The following is a 23,288-nucleotide window of genomic DNA, read 5'->3' on the forward strand; positions in this document are numbered from 1 at the left end:
CTCCTATCCCTGTTACTTCCTAATTCCTTTTTAGTGGGGGAGTGTGAACAGTTACAAACCCTCACCTCACTACAGCGCGTAAATCATACTTACTTTGATTTGGCTTCCAGATTTTCCAACCGGCTTTTCAATTCCTGATTTTGTTGTTTGATTTGATCAAGTTCCTCTCGTAACTGCTTCAGGGTTTTGTCTGTGCCGATGTTTTTTTGCACCTTACCAACTTCTTCTTCAGCATAGCGACGGACTCGCCCATCTGCGGTTTGATTGGCTAAAGATTGCAAAATACCGATCGCTTTTGGTGTTTCCATTTGTCCCAAGGCTGTTAAAACTGCTACCTGAGTTAAAAAGAAAGTCTCTCTGGCAATTTCCGCTAACCGATCTAAAATCCGTTCTATATTAGCCGGAGTTTGACCAGTGGATATTTTGCCCACTGCGCGAATTGCGGACAGGCGTAATGGTTGCGGTATCCCAGCTTTCGTGTATTCCAGGAGTAAATTTAAAGCCGTTTCTGAAGATTTGAACTCAGCCAAACCAGCTACAGCCCCACTACGGACAACTTCATTCCAACCTGCCCTTTCTTCTAACACAGATTTGAGTAACTTGATTACCTTGTCTTCATGGGGTTTATCTTCTAAATGCGCCGCTGCTATGGTGGCAATAGTTCGACAAGCCGCAGCTTCTACATAGTAGCTGGCATCGCCATCTTGGACAAAACTTTTCACAGCCTTGTAGCTATGATGAGTTTTAATTTGCGACAAAGAACTAATTACCGCCCGCCGCACAAAGGGACTAGGATCATTTAAGCCAACAACTAAACCATCAAAAGCTTGATCTAACTGAATTTCTGCTAGTTCTTTGGCAACTTCTACCCGTACACCCCAAAAAGGATCATTTTTCAAAGCTGAGGATAGGGCAAGAGTCGCTTCTAATCCGCCTTTTTTCGCTAAAGCTTCTGCTGCATAAATGCGGGAAATAGGATGAGGATCAAATTCTAATTGGGCTTTTAATTCGGAAATTGGGTATTCTAATTTGACAGTTTTTAAGTAATTATTGCCAACATCAAAGCTAATAAAATCCGGTTTTTGGGTTAAAGGAAAGTAAAAACTTTGTTCTTTTTCATGTACCCTAACTGTAAAAGTTGTGAGTTGGGGATTTTCTTTATATCCAAAACCAATGGGGATTCTCAGATTAAATAAATCCTTACTCTCGGCTTTGGCTTGGGTTTGGGTGACAGTCACCTTCGCCAAATTTGCGTCACCATCCCAGGCATAAGCTACTTTAAAATCAGGATGACCACCACGATAGACATATTGATCAAACAGGAAAGCTAAATTGCGGCCTGTGGCTTTTTCAATTGCTCTTAATAAGTCTATCGTTTCCACAGTGTTGTGGGCGTTGTCTTGGACAAAGGTTTGCACAGCTTGCCAAAATAACTCATCGCCTAATTCGGCGCGAATCATGTGATAAACACAAGATCCTTTTTCATAAATGTGGCGATCGTAAAGTTCGATCGCTTCCCGATAAACATGAGTTACCATTGGTCTACGGTAGCGACTGCTATCTTCACTGAAATAACTCCGCGCTTCCGATAACCGATAATATGCCGCTTCCTGGTCGCCATACTCCCGTTCTGTCCACATTACCTCCGAATAGGAAGCCATCCCTTCCTTAATCCAAGCATGGGACCAATGTTTAATCACCACCAAATCCCCAAACCATTGGTGGGCGAGTTCATGAACCACCAAACTTTCGGTATTGCGATTATCTAATATTGCCCGTTCATCTAATAAACATCGGTCAGTCAGGAGAGTTGTGGAAGTGTTTTCCATACCTCCAAAAATAAAATCATCTACACAAACTTGGGCATATTTGGGGAAAGCGTAGGGATAACCATACTTTTCGCTCAAGAATTCGATCATTTGGGGAGTTTTGCCCATGCTGCGTTTAGCATCTGCTTCTCGTCCCTTTTCGACGTAATAGGTGACAGCTTTATCATGCCACTCGTCCCGAATTTCGGCAAAATCCCCCACTGCTAAAGTCATCAAATAGGTAGGATGAACTTGTTGTTGGGACCAATGGTAGGTTGTGTATTTTGCCTCTTCTATGGAATCAATGAGTTCACCATTGGAGATAGCCACCAAGGGGTGAGGAACACGGACGCGAATTTCTGATGTTGATAACTGTCCGGGGTAGTCGAAACAAGGAAACCAATAGCGAGAATCTTCGTCTTCCCCTTGTGTCCAGACTTGGGTGGGTTTGTGGGGGTAGTGTTTGTCAGGTTGAATGAAATAAATGCCCCGTTGGGGTTTTTCGGCAGCGTAGGCGATCGCAATTAACAACCGCTGACCTATTTCTGTAGGCTGTGATAGGTAAATACAAAGTTGTTCGCCATCATATTCAAACTTTTGGGCAACTTCGTTTACCTGTACCGATTCAATCTTCAAATTGACAGCATCCAAAGTCAATCTATCAATGCCATTCCGTACTGGCAATAGGCGAATACTACAACTTCCGTAGCAACTTTGGTTCGGGATATCCAAACTCAAATCCAGAAAAATATGTTCTACCTGTCCAGGTCGGTCAGGATTATAGTGTGGTTTTGCCCCTGGTAATTCAAAACGTTTGTGTCCGGTTTTTTCGGTATCAAAATAAAACTGCAACATTTATTATTTCTAGCCTTTTAATCCTAAAACATTTAATGGGATGTAAGTCATACAAATAAAGAAGTGTAGCGTAGTATGACATTTTTTGCCTGTTTGATTCTGGTAACGGCGGCGCTATCTGAATCCACATATTGACAAAGCTATTTTAGCTACTGTTATCACACTTAAAAACCTCAGTATGGTACTCTTCGCTGCCTCTGTTCTAGAGGTTATTCATCCGTGATCCATGATTATTGATTACAAATACTACTCATTTTCCATATAGTTTTAGAATAACTGGGGGGTGACGAATTGACTATTGTTTTCAAAGGAATAAGATATCATTTGCGGATTCAGTCTTGACCATAGTGGAGTATTATTTAAACCCAATTACAAATTTTTGCTGATCATAAACCTCCCATTATATCAGTAAATACCGTAAAAATAGCCAAAATTAGTGATAAAAAAGAATTCATGAGAATTAAGTTTTTTACCACTTAATTGTAAACTGTCTCTAGGAGCCGGGTATGTTCAACCCTTTTATACTCAATGTGCAATATCCACTAATATCAACTAAACTGACAAAATCCCCAAAATATACTTCTTTTCATGAATCTTCCCTTAGATAAATTTCCCCAACACCAATTAGCATTTCATTGAATCTGTTACATAATTTACAACCACAAGGAGTATTTACTAGTGTCTGCCAAAAAACCATCGTTCTTAATCCCCGTAATTGGTACTGCTGTAATTATAGCAGGGGGTATAGCAGCTTATATGTATCTCAAGGGTGGTACTGATAGTTCTAGCCCTTTAGGTAGTGCTAAATTAGTACCTGCAACTGCATTAATGGCAACTTATATTGACACTAATCCCGAATCTTGGAATAAGTTGCAACAGTTTGGTACACCAGAAGCACAGAAATTACTAGCAAAAGAGTTTCAGAACTTCAACCAACAAATGTTGAGTAATAGTCAGATTTCCTACGAAGCAGATATTAAACCTTGGGTGGGTGGGGTGATGATTGCGGTACTACCACCAGATGCCAAGAAAGTATCTCAGAACAACTTTCGCTCGTCTGAGGCACCAAATTATTTGTTGGTGGTGGGGATTAAAGATAAACTAGCAGCTTTGAAATTTGCGAATAAGTTAAAAGACCAAAAAAACGTCAAAATTAAGGAATCGGACTACAAAGGTCAAAAAATTATTGAATCTACAGGTCAAGGTCAACCGACTTATGTAACGGTTGTGAATAATGACCATTTACTGTTAACATCCAACAAACAATCTGTAGAAAAAGCGATTGATACCTATAAAGGTGAACCTTCTTTTGTGACTAAAGAAGGTGCAAATGATATTCTGAGCAAAGGTGTGGATGTTAAGAATGGTTTGGCGCAAATTTATGTGCCTGATTATGCCAATATGATCCAACAATTAACAGCTTTTAATCCTCAATCTAAACAATTACCCCCACAAACTCTGGCGCAAATTAAGCAGGTTAAATCATTGACAGCAGGGGTGGGAATAGATGATGCTGGCTTGAGATTAAAAGCAATTGTGAATTTAGATCCCCAACTAAATAAATTCCAATATCAAGCTACTCCCGCTAAGATTGTGGGACAATTCCCTAGTGAAACGTTGGCTTTAGCCAGTGGACAAGGTATTAGTAAAAGTTGGGAAACTTTTGTGGAACAGTCCAAAGATTATCCTGAATTAAATCAAGGAATTCAACAAGCACGGACTCAACTAAAAGCTCTGCAAATTGATTTAGATAAAGATATTTTTGGCTGGATGAATGGAGAGTTTGGTTTAGGTGCAATTCAATCTAATCAAGGTTTATTGGCTAATGTGGGTTTTGGTGGTGCGTTAGTATTGGATACGAGCGATCGCAAAACTGCCGAAGCTACCTTCACCAAACTTGATAATTTAGCCAAACAGCAATCTCTCAATGTCGCTCAAAGAAACATTGGTGGTAAAAATGTCACAGAATGGCAAATCCCCGCACAAGGCGCTCTAGTGTCACATGGTTGGCTCAATGATAATACAGCATTTGTGGCTATTGGTGGACCCATTGCGGAAACACTAGCAGATCGCAAAGGTACAGCACTGGATCAAAGTGATACCTTTAAAAAGGTTACAGGTTCTTTGCAAAAACCCAATGGTGGTTATTTCTATTTAGATATGGACAAAACCAAAACCATAATTCAGCGTTTATCTGCTCAAAGTCAGCCTTTACCGGCGGACGCTACTGCTATCCTCGATTCTATTCGTGGTGTTGGTGTGACTGTTAATAGTCCTAGTAAATCCATGACTCAAATGGAGATGTTGTTATCTCTTAAATCTGGTAAGGGGAAGTAATATCCTTTATGATTTTTTTTCACGCAGAGGCGCAGAGGCGCAGAGAGTAGTTTGTAGGGTGCGTCAGACTCGATAATTTGGTAAAAAAACAGATATCTTCTATCTGACGCACCTGATTCACTGGAATTAGATTTCTAGAATAATTGAACGAACGCAGATGAACGCAGATGAACACAGATAAGAACGGATGAATTAGTTTCATACAAAATTGTCATCACTCCATGACGGCTAATACGGATTTTGGTAAGAGTTTTTCTTTAAACCAAATTATTCTGGCGGGTACGTTATCTAGTTTGATTCCCGCTTTTTCTAGGTTTAATCTTTCGGAAATTGCTAAAATTAAGTTATCACAATTAGCCTTTCTTACTTGAGCAAATTTCTTTTGTAAATATTCTGGTCGCCAATAACCGACTATTTCTAATATAAATACCCGTCCATCTGGATGAACTAGCCGAAAATCGGGAATCATCACACTACCAGGAATGGGAATTAAATCTACTTCTCGTTCTAATATCCAACCACTTTTCAAAGCATCCCATTTACTCGCAAAAGATTCTTCTAACATACTATCATAAGGTTTACCGGGGGGATAGTGGGAAACTAATCCACATTCAGAATTGAGGGTGAAACGTCCGGTTTTCCATTCATTTGTGTAAAAGTCACGGGTTTTTAAGGTTGCTGATAAACTCCATTTAGTAACATGAAGTAAGGCGGGAATTAGTTTGGCTATGGCTAAACCGTAGCGGGTGCTGGGAGTAAATAAACTTGTCGGACCATCTACACTAATTGTGAAACCATGATCAGCATCACCTTCAATATAAGCCATTAGTTGAAATAGCTTTAAATAACGAAATAAGAGTTTATATTCTCCGGGAACATTGCGATGAGCATTTAATACTAATTGACTAGCTTTATAAAAAATTCCTTGAACTTGAGATAAATTATAACGATGTAAAACTTCTTCTGGTTTAGGAGTATCAAAAGTGGTTAATATTTTGTTTTCTGATAAATCAGCATAAAGTCCATTTTTGATTTGAGCAGGTAAAACTTCTTGATTAAGTTCTTGAGTTAAATCATCAGCAATTTTATTTAAAATCATATCGGTTGATTCTCGACTAGCAACGGATTTTGCTGCTAATGCAAATACTTTCGCTCTTAACATTGGTGGTTCGAGAGGACTAACTATTTCAAATGTGCAAAAACCACTTTTGAGAATATAAGCTAAACCTCGTTTCATGCGGTAATCTGTGGTGTCTCCTTCAAAGTCTGCTAATTGACGTTCTAGTAATCCTTGAGTTTTTCCGACTGCTTCCTGGAAAAAATTAATTAATTCAGTTGTTAAACTCAAATGTTTTTGATCAAGTTTCAGTCTTTTTGGGATAATTTCTTCGCCGTTTTGGCGGTGTATCAGTAGGTCTGTTGGTAACATCTTTCTTTTCGGTTGAATAATTAATTTCTAATTCTTCTGCTGCTTTTAAATCGCTTTTCTTTTCACTATTATAAATAACTTGTAAATTTGCTCTTTGTGGTTTTTCTTCCTGACTGTTATTTTCTCCTCTGCGTCTGGCGGAAGTTCCTTCTTCGCTGGTGTCTTCGGCGATGACTTCATATAAAATTGCTTGTTTATTTGCTAAATTTCCTTTTCGTAATATTCTCCCCAACCGTTGAATATATTCCCTGGTTGAACCTGTTCCTGATAAAATAATGGCAATGCTGGCTGCGGGGACATCTACACCTTCATTTAAGACATTAGAAGCAACTAAGGTATTATATTCACCTTCCTTAAATTTAGTTAATATTTCATGTCTTTCTTTGACTGGGGTTTGATGAGTAATTGCTGGAATTAATAAGTCTTGAGAGATACGGTAAACTGTCGCATTATCAGCGGTAAAAATTAAAATTCTTTCGGGATAATGGGTGGCTAATAAGTCTACAAGTACCCGGATTTTCCCATCTGTGCCTAAAGCAATTTCTTTGGCTTGACGATGGGATAACATGGCTCGTCGTCCAGCTTGAGAACGCGCACTCATTTGTACAAACATTTGCCAACCTTGCAAACTTCCTAAAGATATTTTTGATTGCTTTAAAAAATCATTGCGAGTTTGAATTAATTGATTATATTTTTCTCGTTCTAGTTGAGATAATTTAACCTTAATTTGCACAATTTCATGAGCGGCTAAAGCTTTTCCGGCTAAATCTTCAGCGCATTTGCGATAAACCTCTTTACCAATGAGGATATCTAAATCAGCGTGTTTTCCATCTGTGCGTTCTGGGGTTGCGGACAGTCCTAAGCGATAGGGTGCGATCGCATATTCGGCAATAACCCTGTTAAAATCCGTAGGTAAATGGTGACATTCATCAAAAATTATGAACGCATATTTATTACCCAAACTTTCTGCATGAATCGCCGCACTATCATAGGTAGCCACTAAAATCGCTGTTCTATCCCGCGAACCACCCCCCAATAAACCCACTTCTCCGTCGGGAAAAGCCGCCACTAAATGAGCATACCACTGGTGCATTAAATCCAACGTGGGAACGACAATTAACGTCGTGCGGGGTGTGGCTTGCATCGCCATTTGCGCCAAATAGGTCTTTCCCGCCGCCGTAGGTAACACAACTACTCCCTGTCGTCCTGCCAGTTTCCAAGCCGCTAATGCCTCATTTTGATGGGGATAGGGAGTCATTTCTAAACTAGCCACCAAATCCAAGGGATAAAAAGCCTTGGCCTCATCAATAAAATCTGTGGCTTCAGCTTGGAGTGCTTCCACTAAGGAACGATATCTAATCGCAGGAATACGGAATTTTTCCACCCTATCATCCCAGGTTGCATAATCTATCCATGTTTTACTTCGTGGTGGTGGGTGTAAAATTAATGTACCACGATCAAAAGTTAATGTCGGGTGACGAGCCATTTATTTTTTCTTAGTCCGGTTACACTGATTTAACTACTCATAACGCAAAACGGGCATGATGACTAATATCAATGCTATCAAAACCCAGCTAGAGGCAATTATCAGTCCAGAAGTATTTGACTTCGAGACTGACGAAGATTTTGCCCAATCCTATAGAGAACAGCGCAAAAGTTTCTTGCTTAACCGCATGAAATTACAAGCCCAACTCATGCTCATTATCGGTTTAACATTAACTGCTTTTTTTATCTGGGTAAATGAGGGCATACCTGCAAAAATACACGCTTTGAGAATTGGGATTTTACTTGAGTCTTTTATTCTTATTTGTTGGTTTTTATGTAAAAATCCCCTAGCCCGTCGTTACTCACAGATCATCTTTTTAAGTTTATCTTGGTCGGCAACTTGCGCTATTCAAGTTGATACAGCCATATTGTTTAATTATCTCGAACCAATGACAAATATTTGGAACTTGATGTTTATTACTCAAGCAACAATTATTCCCGTTCAATGGCGGTTACATTTAATATCACACGTGGGAACAATGGTTTGTTATTTAGGATTATATGCAGTTTATAGACCGAAATTTCAACTACCACTTGCCCATTATATAGAAGAAGGTTTATATTTATTTTGGACGGGAACAATTTGTGTTTTTTCAGTTTATTTATATGAAAAACTCAAGAAAAAAGAATTTCGAGCTAAAAGAGAATTAGAAATAGCCCAAGAACAGTCAGAACGGTTATTATTAAATATTTTACCTGCGGTAATTGCTAAACAATTAAAACATCAACCGACAACTATTGCCGATAATTTCCATGCAGTCACAGTATTATTCGCCGACATTGTTGGGTTTACAGAGTTATCCAGTCAGACATCACCATCGGAATTAGTGGAATTATTAAATCAAATCTTTTGCTTATTTGACGAATTAGCAGAAATTCATAGCATCGAAAAAATTAAAACCATTGGTGATGCTTATATGGCTGTCGCTGGTTTACCTGATTATCGCAGTGATCATGCTCTAGCGATCGCCAATATGGCATTAGATATGCAAAAATCTGTACTGAAGTTTAATCAAAAAAATAACCTTTCTTTTCAGATTCGCATGGGTATTAGTACCGGACCCGTTGTAGCAGGGGTAATTGGATTAAAGAAATTTGCCTATGATTTGTGGGGTGATACGGTGAATACAGCCAGTAGAATGGAATCTCATGGTATCCCTGATAATATCCAGATTTGTGAAGCTACCTATCAGATATTAAAAGATAAGTATTTAGTAGAAAAACGGGGTTTAATTAAAATTAAAGGTAAAGGGGAAATGATGACTTATTTACTACATGGCAGGAAGATATAATACAGCAGAAGTCAGGAGTGAAACTGATTGGGTGTTAGATAAATATCCTTCTCATAATTATCATCACAGCAAATGTTCCCATCAGAACTCCTAGCAGAATGATAAAATCCCTTTTAGCTATGTTATGCACTTGAGTTGTAGGAATATAAACAACCTTAGCTCCAATAACTGTATTAAATTCCCAATCAAACCCTTGATTAGCAAGATATTTACCCTGCTTGTAAAGAAGTTGTAATGATTGAGGTGCTTTCTCTAGAGTTGAATGACAACTCAAACAATTCTTATCAGTAATTTTTATGGGACGAGATGTGTAGAAATACTTTTCATTATTTATCTTTACATATCCTTGATTGATGTTTGAACCCGCTGGTTTCCCTTGATTACCTAAATCTTGTTGTTTCAATGTCTCAATAATTTTGAATTCCTCAAGCGTCGCTTTATCATTAGGATTAGTCGGATTAATCATCGCATCTTTATAACGGTAATCTCCATAATCATCTTTATAGACATTGGTAAATATATCAAACACTCGATTTACTGCAACGCTAGGAATTGATTCCAGCAAAAGGTTTTCTTCTGACTGGGTTTTTAATAAAGGTGTAATTTTATCATTATTATATTTGCGAACCGAATCCATTGTTGAAATCAGCATATTTGCTTGGGATTGCAGTTGATATTTTGCAGAATTCAAACAAATATTATAATAAATAAGACTAGCAACAATAATTATTCCCCCAACAAAAATGATTTTTATAGTTTTATTAGTGTTCCTGATTTCAGATTGTGGAGAGTGAATTCGCGTTGCAAAATGTTCCAATAACATCCTATGAATAAAGATGTAACCACCCCCTACCTTTTGCAGAAAAATGCGCTCACTGGCATAATCGAGAAAGCGAGCCAAATTACTGGGGATAAAACCGTTAATCCAGAGAATAAGTCGTAAGTTTAAGTGTTGGATACAGGGTATTCCACCGCCAAAAAGTAGACCTAAAATTAGTCCCCAACTGATTATAGAAGTTCTTGATTGTACCCCTTGAGGAAACCATTTATAAATAATCGGGAACAAAATCAACCAGCTAACTAATGTAATAATACCTGCATTATAAGCAGATATCCAAATGCCTTGATTGGGAACAGTTTTTGTCTCTATTTCTGCACCTCTCAACCCCCGAATTAATCCTATCAGCAGCGCAAAAATTAATCCTAAAATTAGTCCAAATACTATTATTTTCTCGTAACCTCCTGGCCATTTTGGCTCTTTCCAAGTTAGACCACACCACACCACCCCAATTGGGGACAAAATTAGACTCCACCTGAGTCCATAAATTAAGCCATCAAGTAGTTCTTTTCCGGTTTTTTTCCAAGGCCATGTCAAACTTTCAAAAGTTTCTATTTCTGCTTTACCCCTGCCGAAATTCCACCATAAAATTAGACCCCACATTGCTGCGTCAATCATCACCACGTTGGGACGGTTAATCTTGTCGTTATTTGAATCTAAAATATTACTTAAATGCCAGATCAATACGATAACGATTATCCCAATTAGGATAGTTCCAATGCGATAAAGTCTTTTTTCCAGAGGAGACTGCAACCAATTAGGCTGTATTTTCTCAATGAGAAAGTTAGATTGAGATGTTTGAGACATCCCTTGAGCCAACCAAGTTAACCAATGTATTACCCGATCTTTTGGGTATTGTTGATTAACTCCCCTGCGTTTGAACATTCGCTCAATATAAGCATTGAACAGGTGTTCGCGGCGTTCTTCTACCGAACCCGTTTGAGGTAGTTCTGCCACATTTTTGCCTTGATAAGCCAGAGTCATGATACTCAGCGTTAAAGGAGACTTGGCTAATTCTTGCAATCCGGTATCTTCGTTCAGCAGAAATTTCACTGCTTGTAGTTGTTCACCCGCAGTGTCTAAATATTGATTAACCTGCTCAGGAGTTAAAGCGCGGATGCAGATTGCACCTCGTAATTGCAGACGATTAGAAAGAGCTTCATAATCGGCAATTCGACTACAAACCACTATTTCAGTTTGTCCGTAATCTTGCATAAATTGGTTGATAGCTTCGACACAGGCTTCTCGTAAATCGGCCTTTACCTCGTCTAAACCATCCAGCAACAGTAGCAATTTTTGATTTTTAACCCAGTCTTTAGCAACTTCTTTGGGAACTTGATATTTGCTCCAAAGTTCTTGTAAGAGCCACTCGGCAATGGTTTGGTGTTTACTCCCCCAAGAAGATAAATTAAACACTACTGGAATCAACCGACTCAAATCTGCCTCAGCACGAGCAATCAAATTCTGTGCTAGTTTCAGGAGGGTTATGGTTTTCCCAGCCCCTGGTTCTCCCAAAATCAACAGAGTTCGTCCCTCTCCTATATGATTGAATACCTCAGTTGCATCTGTCCCCGGAGGTAAAATTTGTCTAGACTCTTCTGGTAATTCTTCAAAGCTACTAAATGGACGCTCTACTGCATCTGAGCGCTTTTCTAGACCAAGTTCAATCATTGCTTGGGTATGCAATGACTTTTCTAAAACCCCTTCAATCCAATATTCTTTGACTTTGCTGAGTAAAACTTTCCTCTGTCCGTATTCTACTTGAGTTAAGGGCTGTTGCGTACCAGATGTTTGCCTACTAAATGACTCAGATACTTGGGAAATAAAGTATTGAGAGACAATTCCATGATTTTCTTGGATAAACCCCTGAACGTTACCTCCAGAGATATTAACAAAATTATCAGCAGTCATTTTCTAAGCACTCCACAGATTAACTGAAGTTTTGAGTCATTGTTCCAGTATTTTGCTGTGTCAAACCCTGAACTGTACCTCCAGAAATTTGTACACTAAACTTTCCTTCTGCGGCTGCTTGAGGATTTAATTGCTCCATTAATGTTTGAGCTAGTTTAATAATTTCTTCGTCTTTATCAGCCCCAACTTCAGTTAATTCATCTTCTAAAAGAGCTTTAGTCTTATCAGGTTTCTGTTCGTATTTATCCAGAATAGTAGCTGAATCTGATTTACCTTGATTCTCAAACTTACGCTTAATCAAAGCTTTCAATCCGTTGTAAGTATCTTGAGCTACACTATCAGCTATTTTTGTTGCGCCAGCTACCAAGGCTGCAAGAATAAGAGAAATCGGGTCCATCAATTTATATCCTCAATATGTTTTGCCTAGTGTCTCGAATTTTCTCCATAATTAAATACATCCTAATGATGATTTTAATTTGCTTGTATTAGGTGTAATGTTATAGCTTTAGGAAATTTCCACTAATACAAAGGTATAGAAAATACAGATTTAGGTAGGGCTTCAAAAATTATCAAGTCAAATATGATTATAATCAAGGCTACAATGAGAATTGTTGTGATGTTCTCTATTAGCTAAAGTGTCAGACTCTTTACCATTACGCGAGCATTATCTCGCTTTAATTAACGATATTATCGAAACCACTCTCAAGGGTAAAATTAGCTCTGTAGAGCAGGTTTATCAAATGTTGCTCAAAGGTATCACTTCTGGGACTGGGGAGGTGTTTGAATTAGTTTTGAGCGATCGCCTCAATATCATACAATCTCAGGTAGACTCGGAAACCGATGAACTGAAAAAAGCCAAAGCCACTAGAAGTTTACGCGCGGCTAAAACCATCCAAACCCAATGGCAACGGTGGCAAGAACAAAATAAAGCCACTGAAGCGATATCCCTATCTATGCGGGAAATTACCACAGCCACCGCAGATGAGCGATTAACAGCTTTGTTACGAGCCACTGATCCCAATTTAAAGTATCCCTTAAATTTGTCTCAACTTCAACAATTAGCCAAATCTTTACAACAATTTGCCGGTGCTAATCAAGATTTTCAGCAAATTGCTGACGGGATTAATCGTGGTATAACTTCTTGGCAAAAAATCCAAGCAAATTTACTAAATTGGATGTATGAACGCAAAAGTTCTATAGGATTTGGTGGTATACCTGGAGAAAATAGTCCTTGGGCAAGTTGGGCTAAAGTAGTTAATAGTGAAGTTCCCCAAGTATTTTTTCAGATTCTCGCAAAAGAACAATCAGCCCTAGAATTTGCTCAACAACAACAGCAAATTAGTTTGAGTAATTGGGTAGAATTAACAATAGTTTTACAGTTTTTGCAAAGAGGTTTAATTAATTGGTTTGATCAACAAGCTTATGATATTAAAGCAGGTCCTAAATTATCTATTTCCACATTTTTAACCTTTGCCGTAATTTGGAGTCAATTAGCCAGCGGTTTTCAAAATCAAACCATAATATATAGCAATGGTGCATCCCAAATCATGCTGCAAATTTTGCGAACCTTTGCCCAACGTCCTTATTTTCCTCTTTATGGTGGCATTTTTGCTTCATTTTCTGGTAGTTATTTACGAGATGCTTTAGATTATTTAGATGCCCCCTTGCGTTCTGCCGAAGGTACTCAAGAAAAAGCCCGGATTTTGACATTATTGGGGTATTCTCAACGCGGTTTGGGCAGATATGATCGCTCTCTTGATTTTCATCAACAAGCCGTAGAAATAGCTAGAAATGCCGGAGATAAAGCCTGTGAAATCGCCAATCTCAATCACCTCAGTCGGACTTATGTACAACAACAAAATTATGGTGAAGCCATTAATTATAGTCAACGAGCATTAATTTACAGTAGACAAACAGGAGACAAAACTGGAGAAGCTAATGCTTTGGTAAATCTAGGTTATAGCGAAGTTATGCAAGCCAAGCAAACAGAAATTAGTGAACCTGAAGTTTATGAATCTGCTATTAACTATCTAGAACAAGGTTTAAAATTAGCAGAAAAATTAAACGACTTACAAAGTCAAGCTTTATGTTTTAGTAGTTTAGGAATTGCTTATTTAGTGACTGCACAATATCCCACAGCAATTAAATATTTAGAAAATGCCTTTAGAATTGCTCAAGTTTCAGGTGATTTATATTTACAAGGCAGAAATTTAGCATATTTAGCTGAAGCTAATTATCATCTTGCTAATTATGAAAAGGCAGTTTACTCTGGTAGTTTAGGAATGTATCTTTTAGAGCAAATTGCCTCTGATGAATGGCGACAACCTGCTGCTTTATTAACTATTATTAAAGGGCAAATTACTACAGAAAAATTTCAATTATTACTGCAACAAAATCGCCAGAACATGATTGCTATTATTGGTGTTGATGGCTATGATTACATTCCTACGTTGCTAGTAAAATATCAAGAGGATATATAGAAAATTGTAGGTTGGGTTAAGCAACAGCGCAACCCAACAAAAGGATTAATAATATTGGGTTTCCTTGCGTCAATCCAACCTACGCAATTTACCCGAAAATCGCTGTAATTTATTATTTCTCTATCATGGATAAACAGCAATTAAAAAAATTGCTTATCGGCGATTTAACTTGGAAACGAATGTTAAAATCTCTCATTTTTATTTACGCTTTTTTTGCTTTCTATGTTTATTTCCGCGCTGACAGCATGATTTTTCTACCGCAACCATCCAGTTATCAAGATAATCAGGATATTCTCAAGATAAAAACCGCAGAGAATAAAAATATTTCTGCAATCTATTTACCAAATTCTCAAGCTAAATATACCATTCTTTATGCTCATGGTAATGCTGAAGATTTAGGATATATAAAACCACATTTACAAAAAATCCGAGATTTGGGTTTTAGTGTCTTTGCTTATGATTATCGTGGTTATGGAACAAGTGAAGGAACTCCTACAGAAAAAGCTGCTTATCAAGATATTGATACTGCTTACAATTATTTAACTCAAACTTTAAATATTTCTCCTCAACAAATTATAGTTTTTGGGCGTTCCGTTGGTGGTGGTTCAGCAGTAGATTTAGCATCTAAAAACCCTGTAGCTGGGTTAATAGTTGAAAGTAGCTTTACTTCTATTTTTCGGGTAGTTGTTCCTGTGCCACTTTTACCTTTTGATAAATTTACTAATCTCGACAAAATCAAAAAAGTAAAATGTCCAGTTTTGATCATTCATGGTAAATCTGATGAAATTATTCCTTTTAGTCATGGAGAAAAATTATTTGCGGCTGTATCATCTCCAAAACTTTCTTTTTGGGTAGATAAAGCCAGTCATAATGATTTATCCTTTGTTGCAGGTGAAAGGTATTGGGAAATATTAAAAAAGTTTGCTGATTTAGTTGAGAAAAATCACTAAGGAATAAGATCCCCGACTTCTTGAAGAAGTCGGGGATCTGAATTTTACTGAATTTTACGAGATCCAAATACCGTGAAATCCGTAGGGAACACGCTGGGGAATTATTACCCGCGCTATGGGTTCATTGGTGATATCTTGGGCGTTAATAATTACGAGTTCTGATGTTTGAGAATTTTCATCATAAACAAATGTTACTAACCATCCTGCATCTTCAGCAGTACCATGAGGATGAGGTGCAAATACGGCTTCTCCACCATACCGATTTTTACCAAATTCATGGGTTTGGGATTTACCATTTTCAAAATCATATTTGATTAGACCATCAAATAAGGGATTTTGACTATGTGCCATTTTTCCTACATAGCCATATTGAGTTTTTCTTCCTAATAAGTTTTCGTTGACACGGGGAAATTCTCCCGGTACATTATCTAGTTTTTCTTCAGTAACTGCACCTGTAGAAAGGTTAAAATGCCAACGGTGTAAATAAGGAATGTCTCCTTTTTCCTCACGGTGTGTATCGTCAGAAACCAGGACATTAGTAGAATTCATGCGACAAGCGATAAGTACCACTTCGTCTCCGGTTTCGTAAGCGTTGAGGGTGTGGAAGACATAACAAGAGGGACATTCAAACCAGCGAATATTGCTGTTGTCACCATGACGAGGCATTATACCAAACCGACTGGGGCGATCGCTCTCAAACATCATCATTGGTTCTCCCCGCATCATTCGTTCCATACTAAATGTCAGGGGTAAATCCATGAAAATGGTATAATTTTCTGTGATAGCGAAATCGTGCATCATTACCGCTGTGGGTATTTCTATGGGTACTGTTCGTAATAACTCCCCTTGGGCGGAAACTACGCCATATTGTAGATAAGGTGGTCTCAAACCGTAACCAAAAAACATCATTTCCCCGGTGACTGGATCTACCTTGGGATGGGCAGTAAAGGGGGAAACCAGTTTATCATTATAGGTATGTTCCCCAATAGTTGCTAAATCGGGAATGTTGATGTGATGAGGCGCACCTCCTTCCCATAGTGCTAAAAGCTGTTGATTGTGCCACACCAAGGCTGTATTAGCGGTATTTTTCCCCGGTCCGTGAGGGTTGTCCATTTGCGGTGGTTCTAAAAGTCCACTCCACACAGCTTTACCCGCTTCATGTTCAATCTTCCATCCTCTAGTTCTCACATAGCGATTATGATAGGTGGCTTTCCCGTCTTTAATGTGGACACCATGTAACATTCCATCACCATCAAACCAGTGATATTGACCAATAGGACTCCATTGAGGGTTGGGTCCATTACGAACAAACATCCCTGATAATTCTGGTGGGATTTCTCCAATTACTTCTAAGGTATCAGTAGATATTTCGGTGTTTATGGGGGCAAAGTTGCCCGCTAAATAAGGATTTACGGCTGTTGATGCGGTCATACTCAGTGAGTTTAGATGGAGATACTGTATTTAATATAATTATGGTTGGCTATTTATGCTATGAAAAACAAACACCAGATCCCTGACTTCTCAAAGAAGTCGGGGATCTATATCCATAAATATGCGATAATTAATTTCATCACAGTCAAAATAATTTATTAATCATAACTGTAAAAAATGCAAGTAGAATCACAAGTCTCTGATATTGATAATAATATTTTTACTGATTTCGGTGGGGTAATGATTCCCGAAGCGCCTGATGGTTTTAAATCGGGTTTTATTGGTATTATCGGTCGGACTAATGTGGGTAAATCCACTTTAATGAATGAATTAGTTGGGCAAAAAATAGCTATTACTTCCCCCGTATCCCAAACTACTCGCAATCGCTTAAAGGGGATTTTAACGACAGAAACAGCCCAGTTAATTTTTGTGGATACGCCCGGTATTCATAAACCTCATCATCAATTAGGGGAAGTGTTGGTAAAAAATGCCAAAATTGCCATTGACTCGGTAGATGTGATATTATTTGTAGTAGATGGAACTGTTGCCTGTGGTCCAGGCGATCGCTATGTGGCAGAACTACTAATTAATAGTCAAACACCTGTGATTCTGGGGATTAACAAAATTGATCAACAACCAGAAGATGCTCAAAAAATAGATGATAGTTATATTCAATTAGCTGATGCCTATCAATGGCAAAGCGTGAAATTTTCTGCTAAAACCGGCGCGGAATTATCCCAACTCCAAAATTTATTAATTAGTCATCTCGAACCAGGACCATTTTACTATCCACCAGATTTAGTTACAGACCAGCCAGAACGATTTATTATGGGTGAATTAATTCGAGAACAAATACTATCATTAACCCGTCAAGAAGTTCCCCACTCCGTAGCCATAGGCATTGATTTAGTCGAAGAAGCCCCAAAAATTACCCGTGTTCTTGCCACAATCCATGTTGAGAGAGATTCTCAAAAAGGGATTCTCATTGGTAAAGGGGGAACAATGCTCAAAGCTATTGGTAGTGAAGCTAGACAACAAATTCAAAAGCTAATTACTGGGAAAGTTTATCTAGAATTATTTGTCAAAGTTCAACCCAAATGGCGACATTCACGGGTGCGTTTAGCAGAACTAGGTTATCGCGTCGAAGAATAATATGAGGAGTCAGGAGTCAGGAGGAAGAAAATTATTTACCAATTACCAATTACCAATCACCAATTACCTTATCTCAACCAGCAATTTAAATGCGTGACAGCTTATTATTAATTTATGCCGTTAATTAGTCTCATTGCTGCCATTTCTGAAAATCGAATTTTAGCAAATTCAGCCAGAATACATATTAATTCGGGTAGTCTCTGGAATATTCCCAGTGATGAAATTTATTATCGGCAAATGATCCGAAGACATCCTGTAATTATCGGGCGTAAAAGTTATTCTACCATGACTAAACCATTTCCCGATTGTACAACTATTGTTCTGACCAGAAATCCCAATTTTCACGCCTTTGGTGCTGTAGTTTTACATTCATTAGAAGAAGCAATTGCTTGGGCGAAAATGAGTGAAACAGAAGAAATATTTATCGCTGGTGGTGGACAGATTTATACTGAAGCCATCCAATTTGCCGATAAACTTTATTTAACTATTGTTGAAGGTAATTTTGTGGGAGACATATACTTTCCTGAATTTGCCGATTTTGGAAAAGTCACCAAAGAAAAGAAAATGCAGGAAAATGGTTATAAGTTTAATTTTGTAGAAATTGAAAAGTGCGTTAATGAGGTAACGCCACCTTCAATAATCGGATAAGTAATGGGACACAAATTAATTACACAACTGATTTTGACTATTCTTATCTCCTTCTAATTCTTCCTCCTGACTCCTGACTCCTAGCCCTCACAGACAACTTTTATGGCTTACGCCACGCTTCGCTATCAGCAAACCCTATTAATTTATTGTAATTTCAAAAATCTCTCCAAAGCTACTACCATACTCGGTGGCCAGCGACGGATATTCCTTACCCAATTCATATCCTTATAACGGGTATCTAGTCCATAAGCAGCTACCCAATTACTTTCCGCCTCTCCCTTATTTCCCGTCACCCAATAAGCAGCCGTTAAAGCAGCACGCATATCAGCAAATCGCGGATATTTACGGACTATATTTCGCATCTCGCGGATAGCTTTATCAGTTTGATTAGTTTCATATAAAGCCAGGGCATAATTAGCCCTAGCAAAGGCAAAATTGGGGGTAATTTCTGTAGCTTTTTGGAAATCTAAAATCGCTTCTTGCCATTTCCCTAAACCTGTTTTAGCATTACCACGATTATTATAAGCCATAGCATCTTGAGGATCTAATTCTAATACACGATTATAATCAGCGATCGCCTCCTCCCATCTTCCCAAACCTTCCAACGCCGTCCCCCGATTCAAATAAGGATCTGTCACATTCGGCGCAAGTTCTACAGCTTTGTTATAATCCATCAATGCGGCTTCTAACTTATTCTGGCTGACACGAGAATTACCGCGATTACTCCATGCACCCGCATTCGTAGGAAATTTTTCAATAATTTCTGTCCAATAAGCTTCCGCCGTCACAAAATCACCCTCATTCGTAGCTGCAAAAGCCTTACTCGCCAATTCATCCCCTACTTGCAACTCTTGGGCAGTAATAGGTTGAGATTCCGCCATAACTGGTGTATTCCAGCCAAAAACCAGGAATAGACTCAGAAAAATACCAATTAGTTTAATCATCTACTTCTGACGTAATATGCAACAAAATTAATGATATAGCAGAATACAGCAAAACCCGTAGGGGCGCAGGGCCTGCGCCCTCCATTGTCTTTCACGAGAACGAAAATTGCTGTGAAAAGCAGGGACTGCGCCCTCCATTGTCTTTCACGAAAACGAAAATTGCTGTAAAAAGCAGGGCCTGCGCCCCCATTATATTTCACAAGAACGAAAATTGCTGTAAAACTAATTGCCACCACAAATGGTCAATTATTCAAAGATTGAGTTAAAATAAGGGGTCGCAAACTTAGTAAGTAAAACCCGGATATTCCCCGGAGGTGTAATTGACCAAGTTCATTTTGAAAATTCTCTGGTTAGACGAAAACGTCGCCCTAGCAGTAGATCAAGTTGTCGGTAAAGGTTCTAGTCCCTTAACCAAATACTTTTTTTGGCCCAGAAACGATGCCTGGGAAGAGCTAAAAAAAGAGTTAGAATCTAAACACTGGATCACAGATGTTGACCGGGTAGAGTTGCTGAACAAAGCCACAGAAGTGATTAACTACTGGCAAGAAGAAGGCAGAAAACGCCCAATGGCAGAAGCACAGTTGAAATTTCCAGAGGTTGCCTTCACAGGTAGCGCCTGATTATTTTAAATTGGTAATTGGCAGTGGGTAATTGGTGATTGGTCATGGGTAATTAAGTCAAATTATCACCTGTCACCTGTCACCAGTCCCCAGTCCCCATCATCTTCGCCACAATTTGATTGTCTTGTCCTTACTACCACTGATAATTAATCCCCCATCATCCCTTATAGCAACGCTAGATACCGAGTCTACATGACCGACAAGACTAGCAATTTCTGATTTTGTGCTGATTTGCCAAATTTTCACCGTTTTATCCCAACTGCCACTAATCAGCGTTTCTCCATCAGCACTAAAAGCTACAGTCACTACTGACCAAGAATGACCTGAAAGTGTGCTAATTAATTCACCAGTGCTAATATCCCATAATTTGATTGTATTATCACCGCTACCAGTCGCCAACAAATGAGGATGAGTGGGACTAAAAGCCACTGTCAAAACTGCCCAAGTATGACCAAAAAGAGTTGTTAATAAGTGAAAATTTCCGTCTTCTAATTTCCAGACCCGAACTGTGCGATCATAACTAGCACTAGCTAAAAGCTGTCCTTGGGGACTAAAAGCTACAGCATTTACTTGTAATTTATGCCCTGTTAAAGTATTCACTACTAAACCTGTATTGATATCCCAGATTTTAATAGTTTTATCCCAACTCCCACTAGCTAAAATTTGTCCATGAGGATGAAATGCTAGGGATTTAACAGCGTGGGAATGTCCAGTTAAACTATGAATTTTCGTTAATGTCTTCACATCCCACAAATTGATAGTTTGATCATCACTAGCCGTAGCTAAAATTGTATCATTATGATTAAAAATAACTGCTGTTATAGATTGAGTATGTCCGAGAAAGTTCCCTATTAATTGCTGATTGCTTAAATTCCATAATTTAATACTTTTATTATCTTCTCCACTGGCTAATATTTTACCATCATGACTTAATGCCACAGTATTAATAGAACTATGAATTTGATTTTCTAGAGTATAATCAAGTTGCCATAAATAACTTTTGTTTAGGGATGATAAAGATAAACAATTATCCTTAATACCCAAATTGTATATAAGTTGATCTGCTGATTGCCAACGTTCTTGTAAATCAAATTTTACCAGCTTATCAAGGGTTTGTCCTAGATGTTCACTAATGGGATAGGTGAGATAATCTCGCCATACCCAGGTATTATTAGTAATATCAAATAATTCAAAAGGAGAAACTTGAGTAAGTAAATAAATACAGGTTACACCTAAACTATAAAGGTCACTTGCGAAAACTGCTTCACCTTGTGCTTGTTCTGGAGAAATATATTCTGGACTACCAACTAAATTATCTTGATCTTCATTGATATTGGCAACTTTCATACCAGCAAAATCCACTAAAACCAAATCATCTAATAAATCTTGATTTTGGTTTTTAGTCCGTACAATAATATTTTCTGGTTGAATATTGCGATGAATAACTTGGTGATTATGAATAAACCTAATCACTGGTAATAAACCTTTTAAAATCTGCCAAATCTGAGTTTCATTAAAACTACCTTGCTTTGCTAATAAACCAGCTAAATTATCACCATCAATAAATTCTTGAATTAAATAGTAATATTCATTTTCTGTAAAATGTGTGATTAAAGTCGGAATTTGTGGATGTTTACCTAATTCCGTTAATTTCTGTACCTGAAATTGAAAAATTTCCAGCGGTTGATATCGAGATGAAACTTGATAAACAACACAAGGAATTGGCGGAAATTGACTTTCATCTACAGCTAAAAAAGTCTGATAAAATCCCCCCTGACTAATCTGTTTAACTAAACGATAAACTTCATGAATTAGCACAAGTTATCTCCTAAATTCCTCTTTGTGCTTCCGCGTGAAAACGTACAATTTTATCATTAACTGTATATTTTGTCAATTCGTAATTTCCATTGTTTACAAAATTTAAGATTTTTATTACATTACTTTACATAAGATATTAAGTTCATGATAAACATTTTGAGCTAATGTCTTTATAAAGACTGATAAACACATAATTTTGGAGATTCCGACTATGGCTTTAACTATCCAGTCTGCTCAAACTATTTTTTCTAATACTCAAGTTCCTAGTCCTATTCCTGCAACTATAGCGTTATTTGATCAACTTAACGTTGATGATCAATTAGCTTATCTTTGGTATGCTTACACCGAAATGGGTAAAACCATTACTCCTGCTGCACCTGGGGTAGCACGCTTGCAACTAGCTGAAAGTTTGCTTACCCAAATCAAGCAAATGTCTCGTGAAGAGCAAACAAAGGTAATGCGGGATTTAGCCAGCCGTGCTGATACTCCTATTAGCCGTTCCTATGGTTTCTTCAGCGTCAATACCAAACTCGCTTTCTGGTTCGAGTTAGGAGAATTGATGAAACAGGGAATCATCACTCCTATCCCCGTTGGCTATCAAATGTCTCCTGGTGTAAAATTCGTATTAGAAGCCACACAGAAACTTGATCAAGGTCAGCAAATCACCGTCTTGCGGAATACCGTAGTAGATATGGGATTTGATACTTCTGATCTTGGGCCTAGCAGTTATCCCAAAGCAGCTACAGAACCTGCTTTCCAACGGACAACTCCAGTTATTTCCTCAGTTAAAATTGATGGTATTACCGAACCCGCTGTATTAGGCTACATTGAAGCCATGAATGCAGATAAATTTGATGATGCGATCGCCCTATTCACTCACGACGGTGCGCTACAACCACCTTTCCAAAAGCCAATTATTGGCCGGGAAGCGATCGCTAAATATATGCGTGAAGAAGCACAAGGACTAAACATGATGCCACAACAAGGTATCTGCGAAGTTCAACCAGACGGTTCTAAGCAACTAAAAATTACAGGAGTAGTGCAAACTCCTTGGTTTGGTGTCACAGTCGGTATGAATATTTCTTGGCGGTTTTTAATCAATCCCGATGGAAAAATCTTCTTCGTAGCGATTGATATGCTTGCATCTCCTCAAGAACTAATGAACCTGCGCCGAGTTTAATCAAAGCAGGAGGCTGTCGAAAATCAAATTTACTTGTTGTTTCCACAGCC

The 23,288-nt window shown here is 38.2% G+C and carries 16 protein-coding genes; 8 read left to right on the top strand and 8 right to left on the bottom strand.

Annotated elements, in window-relative coordinates; all coding sequences use genetic code 11:
* Positions 1-89 precede the first annotated feature (89 nt).
* Positions 90-2,663, bottom strand: a complete 2,574-nt coding sequence (locus tag FJR05_RS12260) for a M1 family metallopeptidase (RefSeq protein ID WP_168644344.1) — start codon at positions 2,661-2,663, stop codon at positions 90-92.
* A 678-nt stretch (positions 2,664-3,341) separates the two neighbouring features.
* Between FJR05_RS12260 and FJR05_RS12265 the strand changes: the two genes are divergently transcribed.
* Complete coding sequence (locus tag FJR05_RS12265; protein WP_168644345.1) at positions 3,342-5,000, top strand: DUF3352 domain-containing protein; 1,659 nt, start codon at positions 3,342-3,344, stop codon at positions 4,998-5,000.
* A 214-nt stretch (positions 5,001-5,214) separates the two neighbouring features.
* Here FJR05_RS12265 and FJR05_RS12270 read toward each other — a convergent pair whose 3' ends face one another.
* Together FJR05_RS12270 and FJR05_RS12275 are read right to left on the bottom strand one after the other, a co-directional pair.
* Positions 5,215-6,429, bottom strand: a complete 1,215-nt coding sequence (locus FJR05_RS12270) for a DUF790 family protein (RefSeq protein WP_168644346.1) — start codon at positions 6,427-6,429, stop codon at positions 5,215-5,217.
* Entirely contained in the window at positions 6,359-7,915 is a 1,557-nt protein-coding gene (locus FJR05_RS12275; protein ID WP_168644347.1) for a DEAD/DEAH box helicase, read from the bottom strand. Before FJR05_RS12275 ends, FJR05_RS12270 begins: the two co-directional genes overlap by 71 nt.
* Positions 7,916-7,970: 55 nt before the next feature.
* Between FJR05_RS12275 and FJR05_RS12280 the strand changes: the two genes are divergently transcribed.
* Complete coding sequence (locus FJR05_RS12280; protein ID WP_168644348.1) at positions 7,971-9,266, top strand: adenylate cyclase; 1,296 nt, start codon at positions 7,971-7,973, stop codon at positions 9,264-9,266.
* A gap of 34 nt (positions 9,267-9,300) precedes the next feature.
* Here FJR05_RS12280 and FJR05_RS12285 read toward each other — a convergent pair whose 3' ends face one another.
* Positions 9,301-12,015 (bottom strand): DUF3365 domain-containing protein, encoded by a 2,715-nt coding sequence (locus FJR05_RS12285; RefSeq protein WP_168644349.1) that lies wholly within the window; start codon positions 12,013-12,015, stop codon positions 9,301-9,303.
* 19 nt (positions 12,016-12,034) lie between these two features.
* Positions 12,035-12,412 (bottom strand): hypothetical protein, encoded by a 378-nt coding sequence (locus FJR05_RS12290; protein WP_168644350.1) that lies wholly within the window; start codon positions 12,410-12,412, stop codon positions 12,035-12,037.
* Positions 12,413-12,650: 238 nt separating this feature from the next.
* Here FJR05_RS12290 and FJR05_RS12295 point away from each other — a divergent pair, with 238 nt between their 5' ends.
* Positions 12,651-14,495, top strand: a complete 1,845-nt coding sequence (locus tag FJR05_RS12295) for a tetratricopeptide repeat protein (RefSeq protein WP_168644351.1) — start codon at positions 12,651-12,653, stop codon at positions 14,493-14,495.
* A 125-nt stretch (positions 14,496-14,620) separates the two neighbouring features.
* Positions 14,621-15,445, top strand: coding sequence for an alpha/beta hydrolase (locus FJR05_RS12300; protein WP_168644352.1), 825 nt, complete (start codon positions 14,621-14,623; stop codon positions 15,443-15,445).
* Between the two features lie 54 nt (positions 15,446-15,499).
* Here FJR05_RS12300 and FJR05_RS12305 read toward each other — a convergent pair whose 3' ends face one another.
* The gene (locus tag FJR05_RS12305) at positions 15,500-16,876 is read right to left on the bottom strand and encodes a carotenoid oxygenase family protein (RefSeq protein WP_168644353.1); all 1,377 of its coding nucleotides are present in this window, start codon (positions 16,874-16,876) and stop codon (positions 15,500-15,502) included.
* A gap of 177 nt (positions 16,877-17,053) precedes the next feature.
* Between FJR05_RS12305 and era the strand changes: the two genes are divergently transcribed.
* Both era and FJR05_RS12315 read left to right on the top strand, forming a co-directional pair.
* Complete coding sequence (era, locus tag FJR05_RS12310; protein WP_168644354.1) at positions 17,054-18,028, top strand: GTPase Era; 975 nt, start codon at positions 17,054-17,056, stop codon at positions 18,026-18,028.
* Positions 18,029-18,142: 114 nt separating this feature from the next.
* Positions 18,143-18,676, top strand: coding sequence for a dihydrofolate reductase (locus FJR05_RS12315; protein ID WP_168644355.1), 534 nt, complete (start codon positions 18,143-18,145; stop codon positions 18,674-18,676).
* Between the two features lie 143 nt (positions 18,677-18,819).
* Here the strand turns inward: FJR05_RS12315 and FJR05_RS12320 are convergent, their stop codons facing one another.
* Positions 18,820-19,620 (bottom strand): tetratricopeptide repeat protein, encoded by an 801-nt coding sequence (locus FJR05_RS12320; protein WP_168644356.1) that lies wholly within the window; start codon positions 19,618-19,620, stop codon positions 18,820-18,822.
* A gap of 320 nt (positions 19,621-19,940) precedes the next feature.
* Here FJR05_RS12320 and FJR05_RS12325 point away from each other — a divergent pair, with 320 nt between their 5' ends.
* Entirely contained in the window at positions 19,941-20,240 is a 300-nt protein-coding gene (locus FJR05_RS12325; protein WP_015079494.1) for a 30S ribosomal protein PSRP-3, read from the top strand.
* 99 nt (positions 20,241-20,339) lie between these two features.
* On the opposite strand, the gene FJR05_RS12330 is transcribed toward FJR05_RS12325, so the two are convergent.
* The gene (locus FJR05_RS12330; protein WP_168644358.1) at positions 20,340-22,058 is read right to left on the bottom strand and encodes a WD40 repeat domain-containing serine/threonine-protein kinase; all 1,719 of its coding nucleotides are present in this window, start codon (positions 22,056-22,058) and stop codon (positions 20,340-20,342) included.
* Between the two features lie 211 nt (positions 22,059-22,269).
* On the opposite strand from FJR05_RS12330, the gene FJR05_RS12335 reads away from it, so the two are divergent.
* Entirely contained in the window at positions 22,270-23,238 is a 969-nt protein-coding gene (locus FJR05_RS12335; RefSeq protein ID WP_168644359.1) for an orange carotenoid protein N-terminal domain-containing protein, read from the top strand.
* The last annotated feature ends 50 nt before the right edge of the window (positions 23,239-23,288 follow it).

The sequence above is a fragment of the Dolichospermum sp. UHCC 0259 genome, assembly GCF_009711935.1.
GTDB lineage: Bacteria > Cyanobacteriota > Cyanobacteriia > Cyanobacteriales > Nostocaceae > Dolichospermum.